This is a genomic window from Streptomyces curacoi (assembly GCF_001513975.1).
GTDB lineage: Bacteria > Actinomycetota > Actinomycetes > Streptomycetales > Streptomycetaceae > Streptomyces > Streptomyces curacoi.
Map to the genome: position 1 here is coordinate 284723 of NZ_KQ947992.1, position 19150 is coordinate 303872.

A 19150-nucleotide genomic window follows, 5' to 3' on the forward strand; every position below is an offset into this window, starting at 1 on the left:
GCCGGGGCCACCGGGGGCCTCCCTCGCCCGGCGGAACGGCCGCCCTCGGTTTCCGGCGGTCGGCAGCAGCGATGGACGCCGACACCGGGCGCCCCTGACGTACCGGGCCTACATTGGACCTACGTCAACGTCGACGCCGGGAGCCCACCATGACGGTCAGCCCTGCCATCGAGGCCGACATCCTGCGCCGCCAGGACCCCCAACTCGCCGACATCCTGCTCGGGGAGCTCGACCGGCAGTCGACGACGCTTCAGCTCATCGCCGCCGAGAACTTCACGTCGCCGGCCGTGCTGGCGGCTCTCGGGTCGCCGCTCGCCAACAAGTACGCGGAGGGATATCCCGGGGCCCGCTACCACGGTGGCTGCGAGATGGTCGACGTCGCCGAGCGGCTCGCCGTGGAGCGGGCCAGGACGCTGTTCGACGCCGAACACGCCAACGTACAGCCGCACTCGGGGTCCTCGGCCGTCCTCGCCGCGTACGCCGCCCTGCTGCGGCCCGGTGACACCGTGCTCGCCCTCGGGCTGCCGCACGGCGGCCATCTCACCCATGGCTCGCCCGCCAACTTCTCCGGCCGCTGGTTCGACTTCGTGGGCTACGGAGTGGACGCCGAGACCGGGCTCATCGACTACGACCAGGTGCGCACCCTCGCCCGCAACCACCGGCCCAAGGCCGTCGTCTGCGGGTCCATCGCCTACCCGCGCCACCTCGACTACGCCCTCTTCCGGGACATCGCGGACGAGGTGGGCGCGTATCTGATCGCCGACGCCGCCCACCCCATGGGCCTGGTCGCCGGGGGAGCGGCGCCGAACCCCGTGCCGTACGCCGATGTGGTGTGCGCCACCACCCACAAGGTGCTGCGGGGACCCCGAGGCGGCATGATCCTGTGCGGCTCGGACCTCGCCGAGCGGGTCGATCGCGCCGTCTTCCCGTTCACCCAGGGCGGCGCGCAGATGCACACCATCGCCGCCAAGGCCGTCGCGTTCGGCGAGGCGGCAACACCGGCGTTCACCGTGTACGCCCATCAGGTGGTCGCCAACGCGAGGGCTCTCGCGGCCCACCTGGCCGCGCAGGGGCTGGTCGTCACCACGGGCGGGACCGACACCCATCTCATCACCGCCGATCCGGCGCCACTCGGCGTCGACGGCCGTAGCGCGCGGGGCCGGCTCGCGGCGGCCGGCATGGTGCTGGACTGCTGTGCGCTGCCGCACGGCGACGCCCGCGGCCTGCGCCTGGGGACGGCGGCGATCACCACCCAGGGCATGGGGGAGGAGGAGATGGCGCGGATCGCCGCGCTGCTGGCGGCGGTGCTGAGGGGGGAGACCGAAAGCCACCAGGCCCGTGAAGAAGTGCGGGAGCTGGCCGGTAGATTTCCGCCGTATCCCGGCTGATGCGGGGTAGACGCACCTGCGCACACAGCCACACGTGCAACCATCGTCGCTACCCGGAAGTCCCCACACATATGCGTCGCGTATGTGTCCGTCGCTAGGGTGTGGGGCTGAGATGGCCAGCGAGACTTGTGGGGAAGCCCGTGCGTGAATACCTGCTGACGCTCTGCATCACGGCCGCGGTGACGTATCTGCTGACAGGGCCGGTACGGAAGTTCGCGATCGTGGCCGGAGCCATGCCGGAGATCCGGGCACGCGACGTGCACCGGGAACCCACTCCGCGGCTCGGCGGTATCGCGATGTTCTTCGGCCTGTGCGCGGGCCTGCTGGTCGCCGACCACCTCACCAACCTCAGCACGGTCTTCGAGAGGTCCAACGAGCCACGGGCGCTGCTCTCCGGAGCGGCGCTCATCTGGCTGATCGGCGTCCTGGACGACAAGTTCGAGATCGACGCCCTGATCAAGCTGGGCGGCCAGATGATCGCCGCCGGCGTCATGGTCATGCAGGGTCTGACGATCCTGTGGCTGCCCATCCCCGGCTTCGGCTCGGTCGCGCTGACCCAGTGGCAGGGCACGCTGCTGACGGTCGCGCTGGTCGTCATCACCATCAACGCGGTCAACTTCGTCGACGGCCTGGACGGCCTCGCGGCCGGCATGGTGTGCATCGCGTCGGCCGCGTTCTTCCTCTACGCCTACCGGGTCTGGGTGTCGTACGGCATCGAGGCCGCCGCCCCGGCCACCCTGTTCGCGGCGATCCTGATGGGCATGTGCCTGGGCTTCCTGCCGCACAACATGCACCCCGCGCGGATCTTCATGGGCGACTCCGGCTCGATGCTGATCGGCTTGGTGCTCGCCGCGGGCGCCATCTCCATCACCGGGCAGGTCGACCCGGACGCGCTGAAGCTGTTCGCCGGCTCCGAGAAGGAGGCCGTGCACCAGACGGTGCCCGTCTACATCCCCCTCCTGCTCCCGCTGACGATCATCGCGATCCCGGCCGCCGACCTGGTGCTGGCGATCGTCCGCCGCACCTGGCGCGGGCAGTCCCCGTTCGCCGCCGACCGGGGCCACCTCCACCACCGCCTGCTGGAGATCGGCCACTCCCACAGCCGCGCGGTCCTGATCATGTACTTCTGGTCGGCGCTGATCGCCTTCGGCGCCCTGGCCTACTCGGTGAACTCGGCGTCCATGTGGATCGTGCTGGGTGTGGTGTTCCTGAGCGCGATCGGTCTCGTACTGCTTCTGCTGCCCCGCTTCACCCCGCGCACCCCCCGCTGGGCCGAGGCCTTCGTCCCGCCGCGCTACCGCCGCCGCGGGGCGGTGACGGAGCCCGCGGCCACCACACCGCAGACCGGCGCCGCCGAGGCACCGGCCGACGCCCTGTCCGAGGCCCGCTCGGAGGAGGAGCCGCGCACGCCGGTCGCCGCCGGGGTGGCGGGCGTCAACGGCGCCACCGCCATCGGTGCCCGGTCGCGCTTCCTGGACAGGCGCAAGGCCGGAACGTCGGGCTGAGGGCCGACGGTAAGAGGCAGGGCCAAGGTAAGAATCTGACTAGAGCATTGCCAAGTCATGGGGGAACGAAGCGCCCTAATACCAGACAAGTCGGCTGTGTTTCTGCACAGACGCGCACTGTCACTCTCATGTGTGACGGCAGGCACACCCTTCAGGTAAAGACCTCATCAAATAGTTTGTGATACCGTTCACGAGAACCCCCGGACAGAGCCGAAGGACCGTAGTGCGACGGTCCATTGGTGTGAGGTCCTCTCTCATCCCGGGACTACGCTCGTCCATGACGACACCCTGCCCCCTGTGAAAGCGGAGTTGCCGCCATGCCGTCCAATGACGCCCGGATCCTGCTCCAGGCCGCTGTGCCCACAGCCGCCGTCGGCGCGATTGCCGCCGTCGTCAGTGGTGTGGTCGTCGGCGGCAAGGGAGCGATCGGGTCCGTCGTGGCGGCGGTGCTCACGATCCTCTTCATGGGTGTCGGGCTCTACGTTCTGCAGCGGATTGCCAAATCGCTTCCGCATCTGTTCCAGATGATGGGCCTGATGCTCTACGCGGCGCAGATCCTGCTGCTGTTCATTTTCCTGAGCGCGTTCAAGAACACCACGCTGTTCCACCCCAGGGCTTTCGCCATCACTCTCATCGCCACCACCCTCGTGTGGATCGCCGCCCAGACGCGGGCCCACATGAAGGCCAAGATCCTCTACGTCGAACCCGACTCCTCGGGCGGAAAGCCCGAAAAATCGGGGCACTCGTCGTGAGGGGTAGGGCCGAGATAAGTGCGTGTGAGAAGTCCTGCTATCGTCCGGTGCCAACTGCGGCATCGCGGGCGCGGGCATCTGAGCTGACGCCTGCTCAATGGCGAGGCTTGATGCCCCACAGCCGCCCCCACATCCGTAACACCAGTCCGGTGCCGATCCGCGGCTGCGCGCCGCGCCGACACAACGAGGTTGCCGTACCCATGCGTCACGCCGAAGGAGCCCGTGGTGAGTGCTGACCAGACCCAGCTCGCCTTTGACTGGAGCTGTCGGATCATGTCCGACAACGGCTGCGGCTTCCCGGCTCCGGGCCTGCACTCGTTCCTCTTCAAGCCGATCGCCACGGTCGGGGGGTTCGAGTTCAACAAGGTGATGCTGCTCGCGCTCATCACCACCGTCCTCGTTGTCGCCTTCTTCTGGGCGGCCTTCGGCAAGGCCAAGGTGGTCCCGGGCAAGCTGCAGATGGTGGGCGAGGCCGGCTACGACTTCGTGCGTCGCGGCATCGTCTACGAGACCCTCGGCAAGCGTGAGGGCGAGAAGTACGTCCCGTTCATGGTCTCGCTGTTCTTCTTCATCTGGATCATGAACATCTGGTCCGTGATCCCGCTGGCCCAGTTCCCGGTGTCATCGATCATCGCGTTCCCGATGGTGCTGGCCCTCATCGTCTATGTCGTCTGGGTCTCGCTGACCTTCAAGCGGCACGGCTTCGTCGGCTTCTTCAAGAACGTCACGGGCTACGACAAGTCGCTGGGCCCGGTGCTGCCGCTCGTAATGGTCATCGAGTTCTTCTCGAACCTGCTGGTCCGGCCGTTCACGCACGCGGTGCGACTGTTCGCCAACATGTTCGCCGGTCACCTGATGCTGGTCATGTTCACCGTCGCCTCCTGGTACCTGCTGAACAGCTGGATGATCCCGGCGGCCGGTGTCTCGTTCGTCATGACCGTCGTCATGATCCTCTTCGAGCTCTTCGTGCAGGCCGTCCAGGCGTACGTCTTCGTCCTCCTCGCCTGCTCGTACATCCAGGGCGCTCTCGCCGAACACCACTGAGCCCCGCCGCACCACCAGCCCCCAAGAACGTCCGGTGGCCAACCCCCGCCGGTCCATGAAAGAGAAGGAAGAATCAGCATGGCTGCCCTTGAGACCCTCGCCGCTGTCGATGGCAACATCGGTTCCATCGGTTACGGCCTTGCCGCCATCGGCCCCGGCGTCGGCGTCGGCATCATCTTCGGCAACGGCACCCAGGCCCTCGCCCGCCAGCCCGAGGCCGCCGGTCTGATCCGTGCCAACCAGATCCTCGGCTTCGCCTTCTGTGAGGCGCTCGCCCTCATCGGCATCGTCATGCCGTTCGTCTACAACTGACGGACCTTGACGAGCAAACCTTTCAACGAAAGGCACTGATGTGATCGCCAACCTGGTACAGCTGGCGGCCGAGGAAGAGCAGAACCCGCTCGTTCCTCCGGGCCCCGAGCTGCTCGTCGGCACCATCGCCTTCGCCATCGTGTTCTTCTTCTTCTGGAAGAAGCTGCTCCCGAACATCAACAAGGTTCTGGAAGAGCGCCGCGAGGCGATCGAAGGCGGAATCGAGAAGGCCGAGGCTGCTCAGGTCGAGGCCCAGAGCGTCCTCGAGCAGTACAAGGCCCAGCTCGCCGAGGCCCGGCACGAGGCCGCGCGTCTGCGCCAGGAGGCGCAGGAGCAGGGCGCCGCGCTCATCGCCGAGATGCGCGCGGAAGGCCAGCGGCAGCGCGAGGAGATCGTCGCCGCCGGTCATGCGCAGATCGAGGCCGACCGCAAGGCCGCCGCGTCCGCGCTGCGTCAGGACGTCGGCAAGCTCGCCACCGAGCTGGCCGGCAAGCTCGTCGGTGAGTCCCTTGAGGACCACGCCCGGCAGAGCCGTGTGATCGACCGCTTCCTCGACGACCTCGAGGAGAAGGCCGAGGCCGGCCGATGAACGGAGCGAGCCGCGAGGCCCTGGCAGCCGCACGTGAGCGTCTCGACGCGCTGACGGACTCGACGTCCGTCGACGCGGCCAAGCTCGCCGACGAGCTGGCCGCCGTCACCGCGCTGCTCGACCGCGAGGTGTCGCTGCGTCGGGTCCTCACCGACCCGGCGCAGGCCGGTGAGGCCAAGGCCGAGCTGGCCCAGCGCCTGCTCGGCGGCCAGGTCGGCGGCGAGGCCGTGGACCTGCTGGCCGGCATGGTGCGCTCCCGCTGGTCGCAGTCGCGCGACCTGGTGGACGCGCTGGAGGAGCTGGCGGACACCGCCGACCTCACGGCCGCGCAGAAGGCGGGCACGCTCGACGACGTCGAGGACGAGCTGTTCCGGTTCGGCCGGATCGTCTCTTCCAGCACCGGGCTGCGCGCCGCGCTGACCGACCGCGCCGCCTCCAAGACGGCCAAGAGCGAGCTGCTGCGCAGCCTGCTCGGCGGCCGGGCCAAGGCGACCACCGAGCGTCTGGTGACGCGTCTTGTGACCGTGCCGCGTGGACGTAGCCTGGAGTCGGGACTGGAGTCCCTGTCCAAGCTCGCCGCCGAGCGCCGGGACCGCATGGTCGCCGTCGTCACCTCGGCGGTGCCGCTGAGCGACGTACAGAAGCAGCGCCTCGGCGCCGCGCTGGCGAAGCTCTACGGCCGTCAGATGCACCTCAACCTCGACGTGGACCCCGAGGTCGTCGGCGGGATCCGGGTGCAGGTCGGCGACGAGGTCATCAACGGCTCCCTCGCGGACCGCATCGAGGACGCCGGCCGCCGACTGGCGAGCTAGCGGCAACTTAATAGCAGTACGTACTTACGACGGCCCATGTTGGGCCGTGCAGAGGATTCCTGGGGGTCGCCCCCAGACCCCCAAAGTGAAACTTCGGGCCCAACAAGGAGAGCAGGGAACCCAGATGGCGGAGCTCACGATCCGGCCGGAGGAGATCCGGGACGCACTGGAGACCTTCGTCCAGTCGTACAAGCCGGACGCGGCCTCGCGCGAGGAGGTCGGTACGGTCACCCTTGCCGGCGACGGCATCGCGAAGGTCGAGGGTCTGCCCTCGGCCATGGCCAACGAACTGCTGAAGTTCGAGGACGGCACCCTCGGCCTCGCCCTCAACCTCGAGGAGCGCGAGATCGGTGCCATCGTCCTCGGTGAGTTCAGCGGCATCGAGGAGGGGCAGCCGGTCACCCGTACCGGCGAGGTGCTCTCCGTGGCAGTGGGCGAGGGCTACCTCGGCCGCGTCGTCGACCCGCTCGGCAACCCGATCGACGGCCTCGGCGAGATCGAGACCGACAGTCGCCGCGCCCTCGAGCTGCAGGCCCCGGGCGTCATGGTCCGCAAGTCGGTGCACGAGCCGATGGAGACCGGCTACAAGGCCGTCGACGCGATGACCCCGATCGGCCGTGGTCAGCGTCAGCTGATCATCGGTGACCGCCAGACCGGCAAGACCGCCCTGGCCGTCGACACGATCATCAACCAGCGCGACAACTGGCGCACCGGCGACCCGAACAAGCAGGTCCGCTGCATCTACGTCGCCATCGGCCAGAAGGGCTCCACCATCGCGTCGGTCCGCCGCGCGCTGGAGGAGAACGGCGCGCTGGAGTACACGACCATCGTCGCCGCCCCGGCGTCCGACCCGGCCGGCTTCAAGTACCTGGCGCCGTACACCGGCTCGGCCATCGGCCAGCACTGGATGTACCAGGGCAAGCACGTCCTGATCATCTTCGACGACCTGTCGAAGCAGGCCGACGCCTACCGCGCCGTGTCGCTGCTGCTGCGCCGCCCGCCGGGCCGTGAGGCCTACCCGGGTGACGTCTTCTACCTGCACTCCCGTCTGCTGGAGCGCTGCGCCAAGCTCTCCGACGAGATGGGCGCCGGCTCGATGACCGGTCTGCCGATCGTCGAGACCAAGGCCAACGACGTGTCGGCGTTCATCCCGACCAACGTCATCTCCATCACCGACGGCCAGTGCTTCCTGGAGTCGGACCTGTTCAACGCCGGTCAGCGCCCCGCGCTGAACGTCGGTATCTCCGTCTCCCGAGTCGGTGGTTCCGCGCAGCACAAGGCGATGAAGCAGGTTTCCGGTCGTCTGCGCGTCGACCTCGCCCAGTTCCGTGAGCTTGAGGCGTTCGCCGCCTTCGGTTCCGACCTGGACGCCGCGTCGAAGGCGCAGCTGGAGCGCGGTCAGCGCATGGTCGAGCTGCTGAAGCAGGCTCAGTACCAGCCGATGTCGACCGAGGACCAGGTCGTCTCCGTGTGGGCCGGCACCACCGGCAAGATGGACGACGTCCCGGTCGCCGACATCCGCCGCTTCGAGCGCGAGCTCCTTGAGTACCTGCACCGCAAGGAGCAGGGCCTCATGACCTCCATCAAGGAGGGCGGCAAGATGTCGGACGACACGCTCACCGCTGTCGCCGACGCCATCGCGGAGTTCAAGAAGCAGTTCGAGACCTCGGACGGCAAGCTCCTCGGCGAAGAGGCTCCGGCCGCCCCGAAGGCGACCAGCGCCTCCAAGTGACGTAAGGAAGGGACCTGACTCATGGGAGCCCAGCTCCGGGTCTACAAGCGTCGCATCCGATCCGTCACCGCGACCAAGAAGATCACGAAGGCGATGGAGATGATCGCCGCCTCGCGCGTCGTCAAGGCGCAGCGCAAGGTGGCGGCCTCCACGCCGTACGCGACCGAGCTCACCCGCGCGGTCACGGCGGTCGGTACCGGCTCGAACACCAAGCACCCGCTGACCACGCAGGCCGAGACGGTCACGCGGTCCGCGGTGCTGCTCCTGACGAGCGACCGGGGTCTTGCCGGTGCCTTCAACTCCAACTCCATCAAGGCGGCGGAGCAGCTGACCGAGCGCCTGGAGCGCGAGGGCAAGCAGGTCGACATCTACATCGTCGGCCGGCGCGGTGTCGCCCACTACAACTTCCGTGAGCGCAAGATCGCGGAGTCGTGGACCGGCTTCACCGACGAGCCCACGTACGCGGACGCCAAGAAGGTCGCGGCCCCGCTGATCGAGGCCATCGAGAAGGACACGGCGGACGGCGGCGTGGACGAGCTCCACATCGTCTACACCGAGTTCGTGTCGATGATGACCCAGCAGGCGCTGGATGCGCGTCTGCTGCCGCTCAGCCTCGAAGAGGTCGCGGAGGAGGCTCCGTCCAAGGGCGAGCTTCTTCCGCTGTACGACTTCGAGCCGTCGGCGGAGGACGTCCTCGACGCCCTGCTGCCGCGCTATGTGGAGAGCCGTATCTACAACGCGCTGCTCCAGTCGGCCGCCTCCAAGCACGCCGCCACGCGGCGCGCGATGAAGTCGGCCACCGACAACGCCGGCGAGCTCATCGAGACCCTCACCCGGCTTGCCAACCAGGCCCGCCAGGCCGAAATCACCCAGGAAATCAGCGAGATCGTCGGTGGCGCCAGCGCCCTGGCCGACGCGACCGCGGGGAGTGACTGACAAATGACCACCACTGTTGAGACGGCCACGGCGACGGGCCGCGTCGCGCGGGTCATCGGCCCGGTCGTCGACGTGGAGTTCCCCGTCGACGCGATGCCGGAGATCTACAACGCCCTCCACGTCGAGGTCGCCGACCCGGCGAACGCGGGCGAGAAGAAGATCCTGACCCTGGAGGTCGCCCAGCACCTGGGTGACGGCCTGGTCCGCGCGATCTCCATGCAGCCCACCGACGGTCTGGTCCGCCAGGCCCCGGTCACCGACACCGGCACGGGCATCACCGTTCCGGTCGGCGACTTCACCAAGGGCAAGGTGTTCAACACCCTCGGTGAGGTGCTGAACGTCGACGAGACCTACGACGGCGAGCGCTGGTCCATCCACCGCAAGGCGCCGAACTTCGACGAGCTCGAGTCGAAGACCGAGATGTTCGAGACCGGCGTCAAGGTCATCGACCTTCTCACCCCGTACGTCAAGGGTGGAAAGATCGGTCTGTTCGGCGGTGCCGGCGTCGGCAAGACGGTGCTCATCCAGGAGATGATCTACCGCGTCGCCAACAACCACGACGGTGTCTCCGTGTTCGCCGGTGTCGGTGAGCGCACCCGTGAGGGCAACGACCTCATCGAGGAGATGTCGGACTCGGGCGTCATCGACAAGACCGCGCTGGTCTTCGGTCAGATGGACGAGCCCCCGGGCACCCGTCTGCGCGTGGCCCTCGCCGGTCTGACCATGGCGGAGTACTTCCGCGATGTGCAGAAGCAGGACGTGCTGTTCTTCATCGACAACATCTTCCGCTTCACCCAGGCCGGTTCCGAGGTGTCGACCCTGCTCGGCCGTATGCCCTCCGCGGTGGGTTACCAGCCGAACCTGGCCGACGAGATGGGTCTCCTCCAGGAGCGCATCACCTCGACCCGCGGTCACTCGATCACCTCGATGCAGGCGATCTACGTCCCCGCGGACGACCTGACCGACCCGGCCCCGGCCACCACGTTCGCCCACCTCGACGCGACGACGGTTCTGTCCCGTCCGATCTCCGAGAAGGGCATCTACCCGGCCGTGGACCCGCTGGACTCCACGTCCCGCATCCTGGACCCGCGCTACATCGCGCAGGACCACTACGACTGCGCCATGCGCGTCAAGGGGATCCTGCAGAAGTACAAGGACCTCCAGGACATCATCGCGATCCTCGGTATCGACGAGCTCAGCGAGGAGGACAAGCTGGTCGTCCAGCGTGCCCGCCGCGTCGAGCGCTTCCTGTCCCAGAACACCCACGTCGCCAAGCAGTTCACCGGTGTGGACGGCTCGGACGTGCCGCTGGACGAGTCGATCGCCGCGTTCAACGCGATCTGCGACGGTGAGTTCGACCACTTCCCGGAGCAGGCGTTCTTCATGTGCGGTGGTCTTGAGGACCTGAAGAAGAACGCGAAGGAGCTGGGCGTCTCCTGACGCACCGGTGCTCTTGAGCCTTGTGCTCTTGGTGAGGGGGCGGGGCACGTCCCGCCCCCTCACTCACGCCTACTAGACTTGTAACCAACACCCGGCAGAACCGCCGGGTGGTGACCCGAGGAGCCACCTTGGCTGCTGAGCTGCACGTCGCGCTGGTCGCCGCCGACCGTGAGGTCTGGTCCGGCCAGGCCACCCTGGTCGTCGCGCGCACCACGTCCGGCGACATCGGCGTCATGCCCGGTCACCAGCCGCTGCTCGGTGTGCTGGAGTCGGGCCCGGTGACCATCCGTACGAGTGAAGGTGGAACGGTCGTCGCCGCGGTGCACGGCGGTTTCATCTCGTTCGCGGACGACAAGCTGTCGCTGCTGGCCGAGATCGCCGAGCTGTCGGACGAGATCGACGTCCAGCGCGCGGAGCGCGAGCTCGAGCGCGCGAAGGCGGTGGGCGACGCCGCCGCCGAGCGCCGCGCGGACGTACGACTGCGGGCGGCGACGGCGCGCTGACCCCTGGGGGTACCGCCCGGGCCGTTTAGGCTCTGGGGAGAGCGCACGCGATGACGTCACTCAGCCGCGGCTGGGACCGGAGCAATCCGGTGCCGGTCGCGGCTGAGGCAGATATGGAAGTTTTTTCCGTTCCGTTACCTAGGAGACGAGGAGGTCGGTGTCGATGGTCCTCGCTCTGACTGTGTGCGGAATCGTCGTCGCCCTTGTGGTGCTGGGGTTGTTCGTCTTCGGCCTGCGCCGCAGGCTCATCCAGCGCTCGGGCGGCACCTTCGACTGTTCCCTGCGCTGGGACGTGCCGGAGAAACCCGACACCAGCGGCAAGGGCTGGAGCTACGGCGTCGCCCGCTACAACGGCGACCGGATCGAGTGGTACCGCGTCTTCTCCTACGCCTACCGCCCGCGCCGCATCCTGGAGCGCGCGTCGATCGAGGTGGCCGGCCGCCGCGTACCCGACGGCGAGGAGGAGCTGGCGCTGCTCTCCGACGCGGTGATCCTCACCTGTCTGCACCGGGGCACCCGCCTCGAACTCGCCATGAGCGAAGACGCGCTGACCGGTTTCCTCGCGTGGCTGGAGGCAGCCCCGCCCGGTCAGCGCGTCAATGTCGCTTAGTTCGTCTATTCGCCTATTTGCTTATTACTTGAGTCCATTGTTGATGGCGGTCACCAGCTCACCGTTGCTGGTGTCACCGCTGAACTCCCAGAAGAACGCGCCGCCGAGGCCCTGGTTCTTGGCCCACGTCATCTTCCCGGCGATCGTCGACGGGGTGTCGTAAGACCACCAGTTGCTGCCGCAGTGCGCGTACGCCGTGCCCGCGATGGTGCCGGTCGCCGGGCAGGAGTTCTTGAGGATCTTGTAGTCCTCGATGCCGGCCTCGTAGGTGCCGGGAGCCGCGCCGGTCGCCGTGCCGCCGGGGGCGGACTGGGTGACGCCGGTCCAGCCGCGGCCGTAGAAGCCGATGCCGAGCAGGAGCTTGGCGGACGGGACGCCCTTCGACTTCAGCTTGGCGATGGCGTCGGCCGAGTTGAAGCCCGCCTGCGGGATCCCCGGGTACGAGGTGAGCGGGGAGTGCGGGGCGGTCGGGCCGTCCTTGTCGAAGGCGCCGAAGTAGTCGTAGGTCATCACGTTGTACCAGTCGAGGTACTGTGCGGCGCCGCCGTAGTCGGCCGCGTCGATCTTGCCGCCGGAGGAGCCGTCGGCGGTGATGGCCGCGGTGACCAGGTAGTTCGGGCCGAACTCGGCACGCAGTGCCTGGGAGAGGTTCTTGAAGGCCGCGGGGCCGGACGTGTCACAGGTCAGGCCGCAGGCGTTCGGGTACTCCCAGTCGATGTCGATGCCGTCGAAGACGTCGGCCCAGCGCGGGTCCTCGACGACGGCCTTGCAGGACTTGGCGAAGGCGGCGGCGTTGGCCGCGGCCTGGCCGAAGCCGCCGGAGTAGGTCCAGCCGCCGAAGGAGTACAGCACCTTGATGTGCGGGTACTTGGCCTTCAGCTGGCGCAGCTGGTTGAAGTTGCCGCGCAGGGGCTGGTCCCAGGTGTCGGCGGTGCCGCTGACGGACTGGTCGGCGGTGTAGGCCTTGTCGTAGGCGGCGTAGGTGTCGTCGACGACGCACTTGCCGTCCTTGACGTTGCCGAACGCGTAGTTGATGTGCGTGATCTTGGACGCCGAGCCCGAGGTCACCAGGTTCTTGACGTGGTAGTTGCGGCCGTAGACGCCCCACTCGGTGAAGTAGCCGAGCTTGATCTTGCCACCCGTGGGCGGCGGCTCGGTGGTGCCGCCGGTGGTGCGCACCGCGCGGGCGCCGCTGACCGGGCCGGTCTGGTCGGCGGTGTCGCGGGCCTGGACGGAGTAGGAGTAGTCGGTGCCGGCGGTGAGGCCCGTGTCGGTGTACGACGTGCTCGTCACGGTCGCGACCTTGGCGCCGTCGCGCAGGACGTCGTAGTTCTTGACGCCCTTGTCGTCGGTGGCGGCCGACCAGGTCAGCTTCACCGAGGTGTTGGTGATGTCGGAGGCGGTCGGGGTCCCGGGGGCGCTTGGTGCGCTGTCGCCGGGTTCCGTGGTGCCGCCGTCGCAGCTGCCGCCGTTGAGCTTGCAGTGCGCGGGGGAGCCGGAGCCGGTGCCGTTGAAGCCGAAGGAGACGGAGGCGCCGGGGGCGAGGGTGCCGTTCCAGGACTTGTTCTTGGCGGTCCAGTGGGTGCCGGAGGAGGTGACGTCGGCGTCCCAGGCGGAGGTGACGGAGGTACCGGAGGGGAAGTCCCACTCGACGGTCCAGGAGCTGAGCGTCGTGGTGCCGGTGTTCTTCACCGTCCATTTGCCCTCGAAGCCGGAGCCCCAGTCCTGGGTCTTGGTGTAGGTCGCGGTGGCGGACGTCGCGGCCTCGGCGGGGCTCGCCAGGCCGACGAGACCGGCCAGCGGGAGCAACAGGGTCGCGAACCCTGCCGCGGCTCTGTGTCTGAAGCGCATGCTGCGCCTCCTTGTTGGGGAGTCAGGGGGGCATGACTGAGCCTCATGCCGCACTCATGGTGCGGTGAGAATAGAAAGGTCTGGACCACGGGTCAATAGGTCTGGACCAGTTGCCCTTTGCTCCCCGATCGGCTCCTTCGGCCGGGCTCTCAGATCCCCAACTCCTGCGCGAGTACCGCCGCTTGCACCCGACTGCGCAGCTCCAGCTTCCCCAGCAACCGGCTGACGTGCGTCTTCACCGTCGCCTCGGCCATGTCGAGCCGGGCCGCGACAGCGGCGTTGGACAGGCCTTCGCCCAGGCAGGCCAGCACCTCGCGTTCGCGGCGCGTGAGGCTGTCCAGCACGGACGGATCGACCGTCGGCTCCCGAACGGGCTTCGCCGCGAACTCGGTGATCAGCCGCCGGGTGACGGCGGGCGCGACGATCCCCTCACCGCGCGCCACCGTCCGCACCGCCTCGACCAGATCCTTCGCCTCCGTGTTCTTCAGCAGGAAGCCCGCGGCCCCGGCCCGCAGCGCCCCGAACACATACTCGTCGAGGTCGAAGGTGGTGAGCACCAGGACGTCGGCCAGCTGCTCGGCGACGACCTGCCGGGTCGCCGCCACCCCGTCCAGGCGTGGCATCTGAACGTCCATCAGCACCAGGTCGGGCCGCAGTTCACGGGCCATGGCCACCGCCTGTTCGCCGTCCGCCGCCTCACCGACCACCTCGATGTCGGGCGCGCTGCGCAGGATGAGGACGAGCCCGGCGCGGACGGCGGACTGGTCCTCGGCGACCAGGACGCGGATCATTCTCTGTCTCCTTCGGACACGGGAAGCGTGGCGCGTACGGTCCAGATCTTGCCGTCGGCGGAGTCCGGGTCCCGCACGGGCCCGGCCTCGAACGTGCCGCCCAGCAGCGCGACCCGCTCCCGCATCCCCACCAGCCCGGCACCCGAGCCGGGCGCGCGCGGTCCGTCACGGTCGCCGAAGGGGCTGGTCACCGTGACGGTGAGGGAGCCGTCCCGCTGGGCGAGGGCGACGGTCACCCGGCCGGGGGAGGCGTGCTTGAGGGCGTTGGTGAGGGACTCCTGGACGATGCGGTAGGCGGCGAGCTCCACCGGGGCGGGGACGGTGCCGTGCGCGGCGTCGAGGGTGACGTCGAGCCCGTTGGTGCGGGCGCCGGCCACGAGGGCGCCGAGCCCGTCGAGCGTGGGAGCGGCCACCGGCTCGGTGTCGCCGCTGGAGTCGCGCAGGATGCCGATGAGCCGCCGCATCTCGGAGAGCCCTTCGACGCTGTTCTCACGGATGACCGAGAGCGCCTCGCGGGAGGTCTTCGGGTCGTCGAGGGAGAGCGCGGCCGTGGAGTGGATGGCGATCGCGGAGAGATGGTTGGCGACCATGTCGTGCAACTCGCGTGCCATGCGCGCCCGTTCCGAGGTCACGGCCTGGGCGCGGTCCATCTCGGCGAGCAGCGCGGTCTGTTCGGCGCGCAGACGGGCGGCCTCGGCGGCGTCGCGGTGGTTGCGGACGATCCAGCCGGTGAGGGCCGGCATCAGCGCGACCAAGCCGATGATCACGCCGATCAGCAGCGCCTCGGGCACCCGCCACACCGCCACGGGCACGATCGTGCCGGCCACCGTGAGCAGCCCGCTGATCCAGGGCACGCGCCGCGCGGTGGGGGGCGGCCCGTACACCACGGCGGCGTACACGAGGTCCGTGAACATCAGGACCGTGACCAGGTTGCCCTGGGTGACGGTGTCCACGGTCAGCGCGGCCCACCCCACCAGCAGGGCCGTGCGCGGCAGGGTGCGGCGCATCGCCTCGCAGCCGGCGGTCACGGCGAGCGGCAGCAGGATCGGCCAGCGGCCCTCCAGGAGCACGATCGGCTCCCCGGCCGGCCGGGCCGCGAGTCCCACGCCCCACAGCAGCAGGCCCCCGAGCAGTCCGGCGAGCGCGGCGCACAGGTCGAAGCGGTGCGGGCGGGGCAGTCGTACGGCCATGACTCCATCCAACACGGGCCCGGCGCTCACCGCCTGATGCTCGCGAAGGGTCCTGGACTGCATCTTTCGATGTACCGCGAGTTCGTCACCGCCGACGACGAAAGCGGCCGGTGCCGACGGGAGCCTGGAAAGGTGACCGAAGGGAGCATGTTGTGATCGTCGCGCTCATCATCGCCTGCGAGGTCGGCTTCTGGGTGCTGCTGGCCCTGGGACTCGCCGTCCGCTACCTGCTGAAGTGGCGCCGTACGAGCGTTGCCCTGCTGCTGTGCGAGCCGCTCCTGGAGGTCGTGCTGTTCGTGGCGACGGCGATCGACCTGAAGAACGGCGCCGAACCGAGCTGGGAGCACGGCGTGGCGGCGCTCTACATCGGCTTCACCGTCGCCTACGGCCACTACACGATCCGCTGGCTGGACGGCCACGCCGCCCACCGCCTGGGCGGCGCGCCCAAGCCGGTCGGGCCACCGCGCTACGGCATCCCGCGCGCCCGGCACGAGGGGCGGCTGTGGCTCCGTACGGTGCTGGCGGCGGCCGTCGCCTGTGCGTTGCTCCAAGGTGCGGTCTGGTACGTCGGCGACGACGGGGACATCTCGTCGCTGCGGTCCTTCCAGGGGGCGGCGCTCAGGTCCGCGGGCATCCACGGCCTGGTCGCCCTCGCGTATCTGATCTGGCCGAAGAAGGAGCCGGCCGCGCCCGCGGAGGAACCGCGGCTCACGACGACCAAGGAAAGCACCCGACGCTGAGCAACGGGACCTCCACCAGGTGCGGGGGGTCTAGCGCTCCCCGCCCGGCACCCACAGCACGTCCCCGACCTCCTTGTTCGCCGTCCGCGCCAGGATGAACAGCAGGTCCGACAGCCGGTTGAGGTAGGTCGCGGTCAGCGGGTTCATCGTCTCGCCGTGCACCTCCAGCGCGGCCCAGGTCGAGCGTTCGGCACGGCGTACGACCGTGCAGGCCTGGTGGAGGAGAGCCGCGCCCGGGGTGCCGCCCGGGAGGATGAAGGACCGCAGCTTCTCCAGCTGCTCGTTGAAGTGGTCGCAGTCCGCCTCCAGGCGGTCGATGTAGAACTGCTCCACCCTGAGCGGCGGGAACTCCGGGTTCTCCACCACCGGCGTCGACAGGTCCGCACCCACGTCGAACAGGTCGTTCTGCACGCGGGTGAGGACCTTGACGATCTTGTGGTCCAGGTTGCCCAGCGCGATCGCCGTGCCGATCACCGCGTTCGCCTCGTTGGCGTCCGCGTACGCGGAGATCCGCAGGTCGGTCTTGGCGACCCGGCTCATGTCGCCGAGGGCGGTGGTGCCCTGGTCGCCGGTCCTGGTGTAGATGCGCGTCAGATTGACCATGTGGCCAGCGTAGTTATGCTCCGGCCGTCCGGAACACACGTGTGCCCACCGTCACGGCCAGGGCCGCGAAGGCGACCGCCACCAGAACGCCGTACAGCATGTGCGCTGTCGCGTACGAGCCCACGTACGCGTCCCGCACCGCGTCCACCAGATAGCGGAACGGGATGAAGCGGGAGAGGACGTCCAGCCACGCCGGTCCCAGTGTCATCGGCAGCATCAGGCCCGACAGCAGCATCATCGGCAGGGTCAGCGCGTTGACCGCCGGGCCGAATTCCTGCGGGGTGCGGACCTTCATGGCGAGCGCGTACGACAGCGAGGCCAGCGAGACCGTCAGCAGCGCGACGAACGCGAAGCCGATCAGCACGCCCGGCAGGGGCGCCCTCAGCCCCATCACCAGCGCCGCCAGCACCAGCAGCACGGCCTGGAAGACGAACACCGTGGCGTCCCGCAGCACGCGGCCCAGCAGCAGCGCCAGGCGGCTGACGGGGGTCACGCGCATGCGCTCCACCACTCCCTGGCCGTTCTCCATGATGATCGCGAAGCCGGCGAACGACGCGCCGAACAAGCCCAGTTGGAGCAGCAGACCGGGCACGAGCACCTGCCAGGAGCTGCCTCGCCCGCCGAGCGGGAGGCCGGTCAGCAGCGGGCCGAAGAAGAGCAGGTAGAGCAGCGGCATCAGGACGCCGAAGAACAGGGCGAAGCGGGAGCGCAAGGATTGGCGGAGGTAGCGGCCGTAGATGAGGGCCGTGTCGTGGGTCAGCATCTGAGAGGTCCTGTCCGTCCTGGGCGTCCTATACGGCTACGGGGGGCCGGCCGGCCGGCTCGGCGCTGCGGCCGGTGATCGCGAGGAACGTGTCCTGGAGCGGGGCGTCGATCGAGCCGCCGTAGCGGAGCTTGAGCGCGCTCGGTGTGCCCTCGGCCACCACCACGCCCTGGTCGACGATCACCAGGCGGTCGGAGAGGGCGTCGGCCTCGTCGAGGTAGTGGGTGGTCAGGAAGACGGTCGTGCCGTGCTCGTCGCGCAGGCGCCGGACCAGGTCCCACAGGTCGGCGCGGCTGCCCGGGTCCAGGCCGGTCGTCGGCTCGTCGAGGAAGAGGACCTTCGGGCGGTGGGTGAGCGCCATCGCGATGTCCAGACGGCGCCGCTGGCCGCCGGAGAGCGCGCCGCACTTGCGGTCGAGCAGGTCGGTGAGGCCGAGATCGCGGGCCAGCTCCTCGGCGCGCCCGGCTGCCTGATCCTTCGTCAGGCGGTACAGCCGCCCCTGGGTGACCAGCTCCTCCCGCACCGTGATCTGAGGGTCCACCCCGCCCGACTGCGCCACATAGCCGCACGCCCGCCGCACTCCGGCGGAGTCGGTCGCGAGGTCGCAGCCGGCGACGGTGGCCGCGCCGCCGGTGGGGGCCAGCAGGGTCGTGAGCATCCGGAGCGTGGTCGTCTTGCCCGCGCCGTTCGGGCCGAGAAAGCCGAGGATCTCCCCTTCGCGGACGGTCAGGTCGATGCCGCGCACGGCTTCCACGGGGCCGAGCTTCGTCTGGAAGGTGCGGGCCAGTCCGGCCGTGCTGATGATTGCCATGACCCCAGAAAAACAGAGTCCCCCAAATTTTGCAACGACTCCAAGTTTTCAGAGACCCCAGTGATCGTGGTCCGGCCTACGATGAGGCCATGGCAGAGGGGCTCAGGGAACGGAAGAAGCGCGAGACCAGGCAGCGGATCTCGGACATCGCCACGGGGCTGTTCCTGGAGCACGGGTTCCTTACGGTGACCATCGCGGACGTGGCCGAGGCGGCCGACGTGTCCGTCAACACCGTCTACAACTACTTCCCGGCGAAGGAGGACCTGTTCTTCGACCGCTCCGCCGGCGTCGTCGAGCAGCTGTCGCGCTGGGTGCGCGGCCGGGACGAGGGGGAGTCGGCCGCCCGTGCCGTGCTGCGCGAGCTGCGGGCAGAGGCCGAGGCCGTCTCGCCCCGGATCGGCCTCATGCAGGGCTACGACCGCTTCATGCGCGTCATCCATGAGGCGCCGCCGCTGCGCTCCCGGCTGTGGAGCCTGCAGCAGGAGATCCACGACCACCTGGAGGCGACCCTGCGGGAGGAGACGGGCGCGCCCGACGGCGACCCGCTGCCCGGCCTGATCGCCGGTCAGATCTCCTGGATCCATCAGACCGTTTTCGTGACGATCGGCCGCGAAATGGTCGCCGGGCGCAATCCGGACGAAGTGTCACGCGAGGTGCTGGTGCTTCTCGACGACATCGAGGAGCTGTTGAGCGAGAAGGTGCTCAACTACGCCGTCCGAGGCGCGCAATGACCCGCGCCGGTGTGATGTCCGTCAGATGAGACGTGACTCGCATTACT

Annotated in this window: 20 protein-coding genes; 14 read left to right on the forward strand and 6 right to left on the reverse strand. The window is 68.9% G+C overall.

Features of this window, described 5'->3' with window-relative positions; all coding sequences use genetic code 11:
• Positions 1-149: 149 nt before the first annotated feature.
• The 12 genes from AQI70_RS29415 to AQI70_RS29470 all read left to right on the forward strand — a co-directional run bounded on the left by AQI70_RS29415 (position 150) and on the right by AQI70_RS29470 (position 11623).
• Complete coding sequence (locus tag AQI70_RS29415; protein WP_062155339.1) at positions 150-1388, forward strand: serine hydroxymethyltransferase; 1239 nt, start codon at positions 150-152, stop codon at positions 1386-1388.
• Between the two features lie 140 nt (positions 1389-1528).
• A complete protein-coding gene (locus tag AQI70_RS29420) occupies positions 1529-2893 on the forward strand; it encodes an MraY family glycosyltransferase (RefSeq protein WP_062155341.1) in 1365 nt (454 codons plus the stop codon).
• A 317-nt stretch (positions 2894-3210) separates the two neighbouring features.
• Positions 3211-3645 (forward strand): Cg1360 family ATP-synthase-associated protein, encoded by a 435-nt coding sequence (locus AQI70_RS29425; RefSeq protein WP_062155343.1) that lies wholly within the window; start codon positions 3211-3213, stop codon positions 3643-3645.
• Between the two features lie 225 nt (positions 3646-3870).
• Positions 3871-4689 (forward strand): F0F1 ATP synthase subunit A, encoded by an 819-nt coding sequence (gene atpB / locus AQI70_RS29430; protein WP_482255595.1) that lies wholly within the window; start codon positions 3871-3873, stop codon positions 4687-4689.
• Positions 4690-4767: 78 nt separating this feature from the next.
• Positions 4768-5001 carry an ATP synthase F0 subunit C gene (atpE, locus tag AQI70_RS29435; protein ID WP_003997868.1) on the forward strand — a complete coding sequence of 78 codons (234 nt, stop codon included), beginning with the start codon at positions 4768-4770 and terminating at the stop codon, positions 4999-5001.
• 40 nt (positions 5002-5041) lie between these two features.
• On the forward strand, positions 5042-5590 hold the full coding sequence (locus AQI70_RS29440; protein WP_003997867.1) for a F0F1 ATP synthase subunit B: 549 nt from the start codon (positions 5042-5044) through the stop codon (positions 5588-5590).
• Positions 5587-6402, forward strand: coding sequence for a F0F1 ATP synthase subunit delta (locus AQI70_RS29445; protein ID WP_062155345.1), 816 nt, complete (start codon positions 5587-5589; stop codon positions 6400-6402). Before AQI70_RS29440 ends, AQI70_RS29445 begins: the two co-directional genes overlap by 4 nt.
• A 124-nt stretch (positions 6403-6526) precedes the next feature.
• Positions 6527-8134 carry a F0F1 ATP synthase subunit alpha gene (gene atpA, locus AQI70_RS29450; RefSeq protein WP_062155348.1) on the forward strand — a complete coding sequence of 536 codons (1608 nt, stop codon included), beginning with the start codon at positions 6527-6529 and terminating at the stop codon, positions 8132-8134.
• 21 nt (positions 8135-8155) lie between these two features.
• Positions 8156-9070 (forward strand): F0F1 ATP synthase subunit gamma, encoded by a 915-nt coding sequence (locus tag AQI70_RS29455; RefSeq protein ID WP_062155350.1) that lies wholly within the window; start codon positions 8156-8158, stop codon positions 9068-9070.
• Positions 9071-9073: 3 nt separating this feature from the next.
• Positions 9074-10510 (forward strand): F0F1 ATP synthase subunit beta, encoded by a 1437-nt coding sequence (gene atpD, locus AQI70_RS29460; protein ID WP_062155352.1) that lies wholly within the window; start codon positions 9074-9076, stop codon positions 10508-10510.
• A 128-nt stretch (positions 10511-10638) separates the two neighbouring features.
• Complete coding sequence (locus AQI70_RS29465; protein WP_062155354.1) at positions 10639-11013, forward strand: F0F1 ATP synthase subunit epsilon; 375 nt, start codon at positions 10639-10641, stop codon at positions 11011-11013.
• Between the two features lie 163 nt (positions 11014-11176).
• Positions 11177-11623 (forward strand): DUF2550 domain-containing protein, encoded by a 447-nt coding sequence (locus tag AQI70_RS29470; RefSeq protein ID WP_062155356.1) that lies wholly within the window; start codon positions 11177-11179, stop codon positions 11621-11623.
• 24 nt (positions 11624-11647) lie between these two features.
• Here AQI70_RS29470 and AQI70_RS29475 read toward each other — a convergent pair whose 3' ends face one another.
• The 3 genes from AQI70_RS29475 to AQI70_RS29485 form a co-directional block, all read right to left on the reverse strand.
• The gene (locus AQI70_RS29475) at positions 11648-13474 is read right to left on the reverse strand and encodes a glycoside hydrolase family 18 chitinase (protein ID WP_062155357.1); all 1827 of its coding nucleotides are present in this window, start codon (positions 13472-13474) and stop codon (positions 11648-11650) included.
• Between the two features lie 149 nt (positions 13475-13623).
• Positions 13624-14265, reverse strand: a complete 642-nt coding sequence (locus tag AQI70_RS29480) for a response regulator (RefSeq protein WP_062155358.1) — start codon at positions 14263-14265, stop codon at positions 13624-13626.
• On the reverse strand, positions 14262-15455 hold the full coding sequence (locus tag AQI70_RS29485) for a sensor histidine kinase (RefSeq protein WP_062155359.1): 1194 nt from the start codon (positions 15453-15455) through the stop codon (positions 14262-14264). The genes AQI70_RS29480 and AQI70_RS29485 overlap by 4 nt, the downstream gene beginning before the upstream one ends.
• Before the next feature lie 152 nt (positions 15456-15607).
• Between AQI70_RS29485 and AQI70_RS29490 the strand changes: the two genes are divergently transcribed.
• On the forward strand, positions 15608-16195 hold the full coding sequence (locus tag AQI70_RS29490) for a hypothetical protein (RefSeq protein WP_062155360.1): 588 nt from the start codon (positions 15608-15610) through the stop codon (positions 16193-16195).
• 30 nt (positions 16196-16225) lie between these two features.
• Here the strand turns inward: AQI70_RS29490 and AQI70_RS29495 are convergent, their stop codons facing one another.
• Genes AQI70_RS29495 through AQI70_RS29505 form a run of 3 tightly spaced genes read right to left on the reverse strand, consistent with a single transcriptional unit; the run spans position 16226 to position 18372 of the window.
• The gene (locus AQI70_RS29495; RefSeq protein WP_062155361.1) at positions 16226-16798 is read right to left on the reverse strand and encodes a cob(I)yrinic acid a,c-diamide adenosyltransferase; all 573 of its coding nucleotides are present in this window, start codon (positions 16796-16798) and stop codon (positions 16226-16228) included.
• Between the two features lie 13 nt (positions 16799-16811).
• A complete protein-coding gene (locus AQI70_RS29500) occupies positions 16812-17561 on the reverse strand; it encodes an ABC transporter permease (RefSeq protein ID WP_062155363.1) in 750 nt (249 codons plus the stop codon).
• Positions 17562-17589: 28 nt separating this feature from the next.
• Entirely contained in the window at positions 17590-18372 is a 783-nt protein-coding gene (locus AQI70_RS29505; protein ID WP_062155365.1) for an ABC transporter ATP-binding protein, read from the reverse strand.
• An 89-nt stretch (positions 18373-18461) separates the two neighbouring features.
• Here AQI70_RS29505 and AQI70_RS29510 point away from each other — a divergent pair, with 89 nt between their 5' ends.
• A complete protein-coding gene (locus AQI70_RS29510; RefSeq protein ID WP_062155368.1) occupies positions 18462-19103 on the forward strand; it encodes a TetR/AcrR family transcriptional regulator in 642 nt (213 codons plus the stop codon).
• Positions 19104-19150 lie beyond the last annotated feature (47 nt).

What these genes read in the sequence shown, in the direction of transcription:
- AQI70_RS29475 (WP_062155357.1), bottom strand. Translation starts at nt 13,474, where the DNA reads ATGCGCTTCAGACACAGAGCCGCGGCAGGGTTCGCGACCCTGTTGCTC.
- AQI70_RS29495 (WP_062155361.1), bottom strand. Translation starts at nt 16,798, where the DNA reads ATGGTCAATCTGACGCGCATCTACACCAGGACCGGCGACCAGGGCACC.
- AQI70_RS29485 (WP_062155359.1), bottom strand. Translation starts at nt 15,455, where the DNA reads ATGGCCGTACGACTGCCCCGCCCGCACCGCTTCGACCTGTGCGCCGCG.
- AQI70_RS29505 (WP_062155365.1), bottom strand. Translation starts at nt 18,372, where the DNA reads ATGGCAATCATCAGCACGGCCGGACTGGCCCGCACCTTCCAGACGAAG.
- AQI70_RS29500 (WP_062155363.1), bottom strand. Translation starts at nt 17,561, where the DNA reads ATGCTGACCCACGACACGGCCCTCATCTACGGCCGCTACCTCCGCCAA.
- atpE (WP_003997868.1), top strand. Translation starts at nt 4,768, where the DNA reads ATGGCTGCCCTTGAGACCCTCGCCGCTGTCGATGGCAACATCGGTTCC.
- AQI70_RS29425 (WP_062155343.1), top strand. Translation starts at nt 3,211, where the DNA reads ATGCCGTCCAATGACGCCCGGATCCTGCTCCAGGCCGCTGTGCCCACA.
- AQI70_RS29445 (WP_062155345.1), top strand. Translation starts at nt 5,587, where the DNA reads ATGAACGGAGCGAGCCGCGAGGCCCTGGCAGCCGCACGTGAGCGTCTC.
- AQI70_RS29480 (WP_062155358.1), bottom strand. Translation starts at nt 14,265, where the DNA reads ATGATCCGCGTCCTGGTCGCCGAGGACCAGTCCGCCGTCCGCGCCGGG.
- atpA (WP_062155348.1), top strand. Translation starts at nt 6,527, where the DNA reads ATGGCGGAGCTCACGATCCGGCCGGAGGAGATCCGGGACGCACTGGAG.
- AQI70_RS29415 (WP_062155339.1), top strand. Translation starts at nt 150, where the DNA reads ATGACGGTCAGCCCTGCCATCGAGGCCGACATCCTGCGCCGCCAGGAC.
- AQI70_RS29470 (WP_062155356.1), top strand. Translation starts at nt 11,177, where the DNA reads ATGGTCCTCGCTCTGACTGTGTGCGGAATCGTCGTCGCCCTTGTGGTG.
- atpD (WP_062155352.1), top strand. Translation starts at nt 9,074, where the DNA reads ATGACCACCACTGTTGAGACGGCCACGGCGACGGGCCGCGTCGCGCGG.
- AQI70_RS29455 (WP_062155350.1), top strand. Translation starts at nt 8,156, where the DNA reads ATGGGAGCCCAGCTCCGGGTCTACAAGCGTCGCATCCGATCCGTCACC.
- AQI70_RS29510 (WP_062155368.1), top strand. Translation starts at nt 18,462, where the DNA reads ATGGCAGAGGGGCTCAGGGAACGGAAGAAGCGCGAGACCAGGCAGCGG.